The following is a 7,454-nucleotide window of genomic DNA, read 5'->3' on the forward strand; positions in this document are numbered from 1 at the left end:
CTCCCTACACTGCCCCCGTGCTCACACCCCACTATCCGATCACCACCCCCCGGCTGACCCTGCGCCCCTTCACCACCGCCGACCTCGACGCCCTGCACGCCTACGAATCCCGCCCCGACGTCACCCGCTACCTCTACTGGGACCCACGCGACCGCGACACCACCCGCGACCTCCTCGACAAAAAGATCAACCGCACCGCCATCCACCACGAAGGCGACGCCATCGACCTCGCCGTCACCCTGCGCGACACCGGCCACCTCATCGGCAACTGCCTGCTCATCTGGACCAGCGAACAACACCGCCAAGGCGAGATCGGCTACGTCCTCAACCCCGCCCACCACGGCCACGGCTACGCCGCCGAAGCCGCCCGCGCCCTGCTCCACCTCGGCTTCACCGCCCTCGGCCTCCACCGCATCGTCGGCCGCCTCGACGCCCGCAACACCGCCTCCGCCCGCGTCCTGGAAAAACTCCACATGCGCCGCGAAGCCACCCTCATCGAGAACGAATTCGTCAAAGGCGAATGGTCCAGCGAACCCATCTACGCCGTCCTCGCCACCGAATGGACACCATGACCATCCACCACCTCGCCCTCCGCACCGACTGGGAAAACGCCCAGCACGCGGGGGAGTACCGCATCTCCACCCTCGGCCGCACCCTCGACCACGAAGGCTTCATCCACTGCAGCCGCGACCACACCCAGCTACGCGCCGTCCACACCGCCTACTACAGCCACGTCACCGAGCCGCTGCTCGTCCTCGACATCGACCCCACCGGCCTCGACATCCGCACCGAGAACGGCTACCCCCACCTGTACGGACCCCTGCCCATCACCGCGGTCACCGCCGTACACCCCTACACACCCTGAAGGACCGCGTGGACACCCGCACCGCCGCCCAGCGCTTCGCCCACACCTGGCAACACGGCTGGACCCACCACGACACCGACGCCATCATCGCCCTCTACCACGACGACGCCGTCCACACCAGCATGCCCTTCCGCCCCCCACACCAGGGCAAACAGGCCATCGCCGACTACATCCGCTGGTCCTTCACCGGCGAAACCGACCCCCACGCCACCTTCGCCACCCCCATCGTCGACGGCGACCAAGCCGCCATCGAATTCCGCGTCCACGCCCACGAAAACGGCCGCCCCATCACCCTGGCCGGCTGCGTCTTCGCCCGCTTCGACCCTGACGGCCTCGCCGTACGAACCCGCGACTACTGGCACACCACCGAAGGACACCACTGACCTGTCAGCGCGGCCCCCGCACCTGCGACACCACCGGACGCGGACGCTCCACCTGCTGCGCCCGCACCTGAGACTCATCCACCGGCCGCCCCGCCACCTGATCAGCGACCTGATCCACCACCTCGGCCCGCCGCTCGGCACACCCGCCCGCGCAATAACCGTTCGTCACGATCAGCCGCCCACGCAACGGCGTGTACGACTCCTTACCGGACGCGGGCCGAACACCCTGACACACCGGACATAACACCGACTCGTTTCCCACGTGCTGCTCCTCTCCGCGCGAATAGCAGAAACTCCACCCTAAATCGCGCAACCCGACAAGGACAGCGAATCAACCGAACGTCAACCGAACCGTCAACACCGGCATGATCACGAGCCGGGGAGACGAGCGGCCGGACACCGGCCGGCGAAGTCCCTGCTCACCAGCACCGCGGCCACACACCACGCGACTCCCGCCCGCCGCACCGACCGCCACCGACAGGCCGCGCCGAATCGGAAAACTGTCCCGCCAGTCCCACGCGTCCAGGGGAGCGCTCACCCCTTCCGGAACGGTCTACTTGACATAATGTTCATTATCGAGCATCGACCGGAGGGCCCGCATAAACCGCCCGCACCCGGGAAGACGCCCCGCATGCCCGCCCAGATCGCACTGCAGATCAGCCCCGGCATCATCGCGCTCAGCGCCGTCCTCACCGCGGCCGCCATCTGGCTGATCATTCTCGCCGTACGTCTCACATACCGGCCGCGCAACCGTCCCGGAATCAGCGTCGATCTCGTCGACCAGGCCCGCGAGCTCAAGGCTCTCGGGCAGATCCAGGAAGCCGTCTTCCTCGTACGCGGCGAGACCGGCATGAGCCACCGCGCCGCCGCCAGGTTCGTCAACCGCTTATGACCCCCCAGGCCGGCACGGCCCCGTAAAGCGCGCTTATATCCCATACCAAACAGAAGGTGGATTCTGTTCGGTATAGGACATAGAGCCTATTGGCCCATAAATCGTGACATTGTCCCGTCTCGGAACGTGGCCCCAGTCTCACTAAAAGTGGCCCGCACGTGATTTCGTCTCAGCACATGGCCCTCGGACCTCGTTTCTGGTCCATACAGTCGATCGCCTACGTCGTGCGGCAGACGGCTTCGATCCTCTCCGCCACTGGGTGGAGGCCCTGGCCCACCCCGTTCGGTCAGGCCAGGCGCCGAGGTCGCTGTCGGCAGTCTTCGCCGCCAACGAGCATGCTTACCTGGACACTCATTGATCCGGAAGCGCGTGATCTTGACCGCAGATACTGTCCCTGTCCCTGCCCCCGGCGGCGCCGCCGATGACGAGTGCTGCGATGCAAGGTGCCGCCGGCTACGCCCTCGACGAGGCATCCGCCGTGTCGGTTTGCTCGGTGGTTAGAGAGGTGCCAACTCCACCCTGCCTGCGAACCGGCCACCCACTTGGTTGGCGAGCCACTGGACGCGGGCGGTCTGGTCGCCGCTCCGGACGTGCACGTGGACGGTGTGGTCCTGCGACAGCTCGTTCTGGTAGAGGTCCCGGGAGTTGACCGTGAACGTGAGATAGGCGTATTTCTGCGAGACGTCCTCCAGTCCCGCTTCAGGGACCGCGGGCCATGCGTTCAGATCCCACCGGACAGCTGCTGGATCGGGGCCCAGAGCTGCGATGAATGGCTCGGCGCGGTCCAGCGGACGGCACCAGTCGAATACTCGGATCGGCAGACAGTTCGCAGGGTCGTCGCCGACCTCCGACGAGCCGTGCTCCTTGTCGGCCGACGCCCACCACTCGAGGTCGGGCAGTACGTGACGTGCTCGCGCTAGAACATCCGACGACCTGATCACAGCTTCGAAGTCGACCTCCGCCTGACTGACGTCTGCGATGCCCAACAAGGTATGAACCGCACGTATCGCTTCGGCCAGATCGTCGGTTGTGAGGACGGCAGCCGCAGTCGAGTTGCTCACCCCCAAACCATAGGACGGCAGGTGGGGGCTATGACAAATCGTGGTACGAGCACCGCTCGCACGCGATCGCAGGGCCATTTTGGTGAGACGACTTAACAGCCTGACCAGGCACTACGCGTGAACGTCCACTTCACAGGCTCCAACCACGGGGCCGCTTTAGTGAGACGGGACCACTTTGCTTGAGACAGGACAGACATCGGCACCACAACGGCCCAGCACGGCTCCGCCTCCTCGCCGTACGAACCCCGCGACTCCCCCTGTGCCACGACTGTGCCACGACAACGGCGAACGGCTGGTTCCACGCCGGAAATCGCCCGCTTCTCAACCCCTCCCCCGGAATCACGGCTCCAACGGCCGCCCTTATTTGCCCTAATATGCCGCTCCTTGTCGGGGCGCCGACGGCGCTCCCCTGCCCGGGCAGCTCCGCGGGCTGAAACCCTGCCCGGCACCGACGACGGTGACCTGGGCGGGGCTTCCTGGCGCGGCGGCGGCCGTGCACACGATCTGTTCGACGGCCAGGGTGGACAGGTCGCCTGCCGGAGTGGACGGGTTCACCGCCAAGTGGCCGGCCGGCTCGGCCTTCACCGAGAACGGGGCGGCTTCGCGCGGGACGTCGCTGGTGAGTCCTTGCGCCTGCTCCCCCGGAGTCGGTCCAGCTGCCAGCAGCGCGAGCGTGTCCGCCGGGAACAGTGGACGCCGACCGGCCGGCCGTGTCACGGCGCTGAGCCGGCCGTGCTTGACGAGGTAGAGGGTGATCGTCGGGGATGGTGCGACGGCTCCGCTCGGCGGCTCGCCGGCGGAGATGGCGTCGCTGGGTCGTACGCCGCAGCCGGTCACGGCGGCGAGCGACACGAGGCCGGCGGCGAGTGCGCGGCGTGCGAGCCTGGTCGTCACTCGGGCTCTCCGTCCGGGTCGTGTGTCCGGCGTGGCAGGCGCAGTGTGAAGAGGGCGCCGCCGTCGGGGGCGTTGGTGGCGGTGAGGTCGCCTTGGTGCAGGCGGGCGTTCTCGCGTGCGATGGCGAGGCCGAGGCCGCTGCCTTCGGATCTGGCTCTTGCCGCGTTGGCTTTGTAGAACCGGTCGAAGACGTGTGGCAGGGCGGTTTCGTCGAGTCCGGGTCCGTGGTCGCGGACTTGGAGGGTGATCCAGTGGGGGTCGGCGGTGAGGCGTACGGACACGGGTGGTTCGCCGTGTCGCAGGGCGTTGCCGACGAGGTTGGCGAGGATGACGTCGACTCGGCGTGGGTCGAGGCGTGCCGTCACGGCGGGTGGGAGTTCGGTGTGGACGGGCTGTGACCAGCCTCGGGCGCGCAGGGTGGCGTGTACGAGTTCGGCCGTGTCGACTTCGTTGAGGGCGAGGGCGGCGACGCCGGAGTCGAATCGGCTGATTTCGATGAGGTCGTTGACCAGTCCGGTGAGATTGTGGGTTTCCTGGCTGACCAGTTTGGCGGCTCGGCCGGCGGGTTCGGGGAGCTGGGATGCTTCCTCGTCGAGGATGTCGGCGACGGCGGTGAGTGCGGCCAGTGGGGTGCGTAGTTCGTGGGATACGTCGGCTACGAATCGGCGGGCGTCGGCTTCCATGTCGCGGAGTTGTTCGACGTGTCGTTCCAGTTCGGCGGCGGTGTTGTTGAAGGTGTGTGCGACGTCGGCGAGTTCGTCGGTGCCGCGGACGGTGATTCTGGTGCGCATGTCGCCTTGGCCGAGGAGGCGTGCGGCGTGGCCGAGTTCGCGTACGGGGCGGAGTACGCCGCGGGTGGCCAGGAGTGCGAGGAGGACGGCGAAGGCGAGGGCGGCTGCGCCGGTGAGCCAGGCGCGTGTGGCGAGGCGGTCGATGCTGCGTTGTTCGGAGAGGAGGCTGCGTACGGTGTAGACCTCGATGCCGGACGGTCGTGTGGGCCGGTCTCCTTCGGTGATCAGCAGGGGTGAGCCGATGATGAGGAAGGGGGCGTCGTGCCATATCACGCGTTGCCAGGCGACGACGCCGTCGGCGACTGTTCGTCGCAGTTCTGGTGGGATCATGGCGGGGTCGAGGCGGCCGGGTGAGTGGGTTTCGTGGTAGAGGGCGATCGCGTTGCTGTTGTGGTCGGTCATGGTGTGGGCGATCTCGGTGAGTTCGGCCGGGCCTGGTGTCGGGGTTCGCAGCGGGTAGAGGGTTTCCAGGCGGTTTTTCATGGCTTGTACGGCGGCGTCCTGGGCGCGTTGCAGGATGGCGGTGCGGGCTTCGACGTACATTCCGCCGGCTACCACCGCCGCGGTGACCACGCACAGCAGTGCGAACGCCGACAGCAGCCGGGCGCGTAGCCCGAGGCTTGGCCGAGGTGTCACCGGTGGTTCACACCGGCCCGAATCGGTAGCCGAACCCGCGGACCGTCTGGATGTAGACGGGGGCGGCGGAGTCGTCCTCGATCTTGGCGCGCAGCCGCTGTACGCAGGCGTCGACGAGGCGTGAGTCGCCGAAGTATCCGTGTTCCCACACGGATTCCAGCAGTTGCTGGCGGCTGTGCACGCGGCCTGGTGTGGCGGAGAGTTCGAGCAGCAGGCGCAGTTCGGTCGGGGCGAGGCTGAGGGGTGTGCCGCGTTTGGCGATCACGAGTCCGGCCCGGTCGATGGTCAGGTCGGCGTGCCGTTCGAGCTCTGCTTGATCCCGGCCGACGCGGCGGAGTACCGCGCGGATGCGTGCCTCGAGCACTCGGGGTTGTACTGGTTTGACGACGTAGTCGTCGGCGCCTGCCTCGAGGCCGGCGACCACGTCGATGTCGTCGCTTCGTGCGGTCAGCATGATGATGGGGATGTCGCCGGTGGCTCGGATGCGGCGGCAGACTTCGAATCCGTCGATGCCTGGCAGCATCAGGTCGAGCACGACGACGTCGGGAAGGTCTGTACGCAGGCGGTCCAGTCCTTGTTCGCCGGATTCCACTGCGCGTACCCGGTGCCCGTGGCGGGTGAGGGCCAGGTCGAGGCCCTCCCGTACGGCGGGGTCGTCCTCGATCAGCAACACTCGCGACACGCCGCCGAGTTTCACAGCACGCTCCGTAACTCGTCCGCCGGTCATCGTCTTCCATTGTCGGCCGGTCGTGTCCTCGCTTCGTCGCCGCAATGTCATGGTCGTGTCACGGTCGCGCGGGCGGTGGCGGCCGTCGAGAAACGGTGACATGCGGCGGACAACGCACGCATATTCGGCGCCAATCGTAGTCGGCATGAACGAAGCACGCATCATCCCGCTTCGGCCCCGAGACCGGCTGTTCGCGCTGGTCACGGTGGTGCTGGCGGTGCTGTTGTTGCCGGTGGCGTTGGTCCGCCGTCCTGGCCGTGCCCGGGAACTGGCCTGTGATTGGGCGTTGGGGATGCGGTTCCCGGCCGAGGACCTCACGGGGCTCACGGAGGGCGCCAGGGCGGCGTTCACCGCGGCGCGTACGGAGGCGCTGTGGCGGCACGGCCAGCTCATCGGCCTGACGTCGGGATATCGCGATCCGGCTGTTCAGCAGCGGATGTTCGATGAGGAGGTGCGCCGCTGCGGCTCTGCGGTGTTGGCGCGGATGCTGGTGTTACCGCCGGCGGAGTCCTGCCATGTGCAGGGTGTGGCGCTGGACGTGCGTCCGTATGAAGGCGCGCGCTGGCTCGAGGAGCACGGTGCTCGCTACGACCTGTACCGCATGTACGACAACGAGTGGTGGCATTTCGAGTACCGCCCGGACCGCGGTGGCATGCCACCGCGGCGACGGCCTCATCCGGGCGTGGGCTACGTGTTCGAGGACGGGGACCGGATGCGGCCCGGGTCCTCCGAGTGACTCCGAGTGACTCCGAGTGACGGGGTTCGTTTCGGTGAGTGACGACAAGTGCGGGTTGCTGGGGTGGCGTCTGCAGGCGGCGCGTGAGCTGGCGTTCGTGGGGAGGGAGGAGGAGCTGGCGGTTTTCCGGGCGGCGTTGTACGGCGGCGGCTGCGGTGTGGTGCACGTGCACGGTCCTGGTGGTGCCGGGAAGTCGGCCTTGTTGCGGCGGTTCGCTCATGAGGCGGTGGTGGCGGGGCGGCCGGTGTCCGTGGTGGACGGGCGCATGGTGGAGTCGTCGCCGGCGGCGTTCGAGGCGGCGGCCGGGCTGGTGCTTCGTGACGCGGACGGGGTGCTGCTGGTCGACGGGTTCGAACGCCTTCAGGGTTTGGAGGGGTGGCTGCGCGAGTGGTTCCTGCCGCGGGTGCCGGTGGGGGCGCTGGTGGTGATCGCGGGGCGGAACCCGCCGGATCTGCGGTGGCGGGTGGAT

The 7,454-nt window shown here is 67.8% G+C and carries 11 protein-coding genes; 6 read left to right on the forward strand and 5 right to left on the reverse strand.

Annotated elements, in window-relative coordinates:
• From E1286_RS44400 to E1286_RS44410, 3 genes are all read left to right on the forward strand, one after another.
• On the forward strand, positions 1 to 572 hold a 572-nt coding region (locus E1286_RS44400; RefSeq protein ID WP_342776332.1), incomplete at its 5' end, for a GNAT family N-acetyltransferase.
• Positions 569 to 865: a DUF952 domain-containing protein gene (locus E1286_RS44405; protein WP_132622999.1), complete on the forward strand. Its 297-nt coding sequence runs from the start codon at positions 569 to 571 to the stop codon at positions 863 to 865. The genes E1286_RS44400 and E1286_RS44405, both read left to right, overlap by 4 nt.
• A gap of 8 nt (positions 866 to 873) precedes the next feature.
• Positions 874 to 1,248 carry a nuclear transport factor 2 family protein gene (locus E1286_RS44410; RefSeq protein WP_132623001.1) on the forward strand — a complete coding sequence of 125 codons (375 nt, stop codon included), beginning with the start codon at positions 874 to 876 and terminating at the stop codon, positions 1,246 to 1,248.
• A 4-nt stretch (positions 1,249 to 1,252) separates the two neighbouring features.
• Here E1286_RS44410 and E1286_RS44415 read toward each other — a convergent pair whose 3' ends face one another.
• The gene (locus tag E1286_RS44415) at positions 1,253 to 1,510 is read right to left on the reverse strand and encodes a hypothetical protein (RefSeq protein ID WP_132623003.1); all 258 of its coding nucleotides are present in this window, start codon (positions 1,508 to 1,510) and stop codon (positions 1,253 to 1,255) included.
• A 369-nt stretch (positions 1,511 to 1,879) separates the two neighbouring features.
• Between E1286_RS44415 and E1286_RS44420 the strand changes: the two genes are divergently transcribed.
• Positions 1,880 to 2,140 (forward strand): hypothetical protein, encoded by a 261-nt coding sequence (locus tag E1286_RS44420; protein WP_132623005.1) that lies wholly within the window; start codon positions 1,880 to 1,882, stop codon positions 2,138 to 2,140.
• A 497-nt stretch (positions 2,141 to 2,637) separates the two neighbouring features.
• Here the strand turns inward: E1286_RS44420 and E1286_RS44425 are convergent, their stop codons facing one another.
• The 4 genes from E1286_RS44425 to E1286_RS44440 form a co-directional block, all read right to left on the reverse strand.
• The gene (locus E1286_RS44425) at positions 2,638 to 3,201 is read right to left on the reverse strand and encodes a hypothetical protein (protein ID WP_132623007.1); all 564 of its coding nucleotides are present in this window, start codon (positions 3,199 to 3,201) and stop codon (positions 2,638 to 2,640) included.
• Positions 3,202 to 3,570: 369 nt separating this feature from the next.
• Positions 3,571 to 4,095, reverse strand: coding sequence for a hypothetical protein (locus E1286_RS44430; protein WP_187368318.1), 525 nt, complete (start codon positions 4,093 to 4,095; stop codon positions 3,571 to 3,573).
• A complete protein-coding gene (locus E1286_RS44435; RefSeq protein WP_223190916.1) occupies positions 4,092 to 5,522 on the reverse strand; it encodes a sensor histidine kinase in 1,431 nt (476 codons plus the stop codon). The genes E1286_RS44430 and E1286_RS44435 overlap by 4 nt, the downstream gene beginning before the upstream one ends.
• A 7-nt stretch (positions 5,523 to 5,529) precedes the next feature.
• Positions 5,530 to 6,204: a response regulator transcription factor gene (locus E1286_RS44440; RefSeq protein WP_165970202.1), complete on the reverse strand. Its 675-nt coding sequence runs from the start codon at positions 6,202 to 6,204 to the stop codon at positions 5,530 to 5,532.
• 190 nt (positions 6,205 to 6,394) lie between these two features.
• On the opposite strand from E1286_RS44440, the gene vanY-N reads away from it, so the two are divergent.
• A complete protein-coding gene (gene vanY-N / locus E1286_RS44445) occupies positions 6,395 to 6,985 on the forward strand; it encodes a D,D-peptidase/D,D-carboxypeptidase VanY-N (RefSeq protein WP_132623010.1) in 591 nt (196 codons plus the stop codon).
• A 34-nt stretch (positions 6,986 to 7,019) separates the two neighbouring features.
• The coding region (locus tag E1286_RS44450) for an ATP-binding protein (protein WP_132623012.1) at positions 7,020 to 7,454 on the forward strand (435 nt) is incomplete at its 3' end.

The organism is Nonomuraea terrae, from assembly GCF_004348995.1.
Taxonomy (GTDB): domain Bacteria; phylum Actinomycetota; class Actinomycetes; order Streptosporangiales; family Streptosporangiaceae; genus Nonomuraea; species Nonomuraea terrae.

What these genes read in the sequence shown, in the direction of transcription:
- E1286_RS44405 (WP_132622999.1), top strand. Translation starts at nt 569, where the DNA reads ATGACCATCCACCACCTCGCCCTCCGCACCGACTGGGAAAACGCCCAG.
- E1286_RS44420 (WP_132623005.1), top strand. Translation starts at nt 1,880, where the DNA reads ATGCCCGCCCAGATCGCACTGCAGATCAGCCCCGGCATCATCGCGCTC.
- vanY-N (WP_132623010.1), top strand. Translation starts at nt 6,395, where the DNA reads ATGAACGAAGCACGCATCATCCCGCTTCGGCCCCGAGACCGGCTGTTC.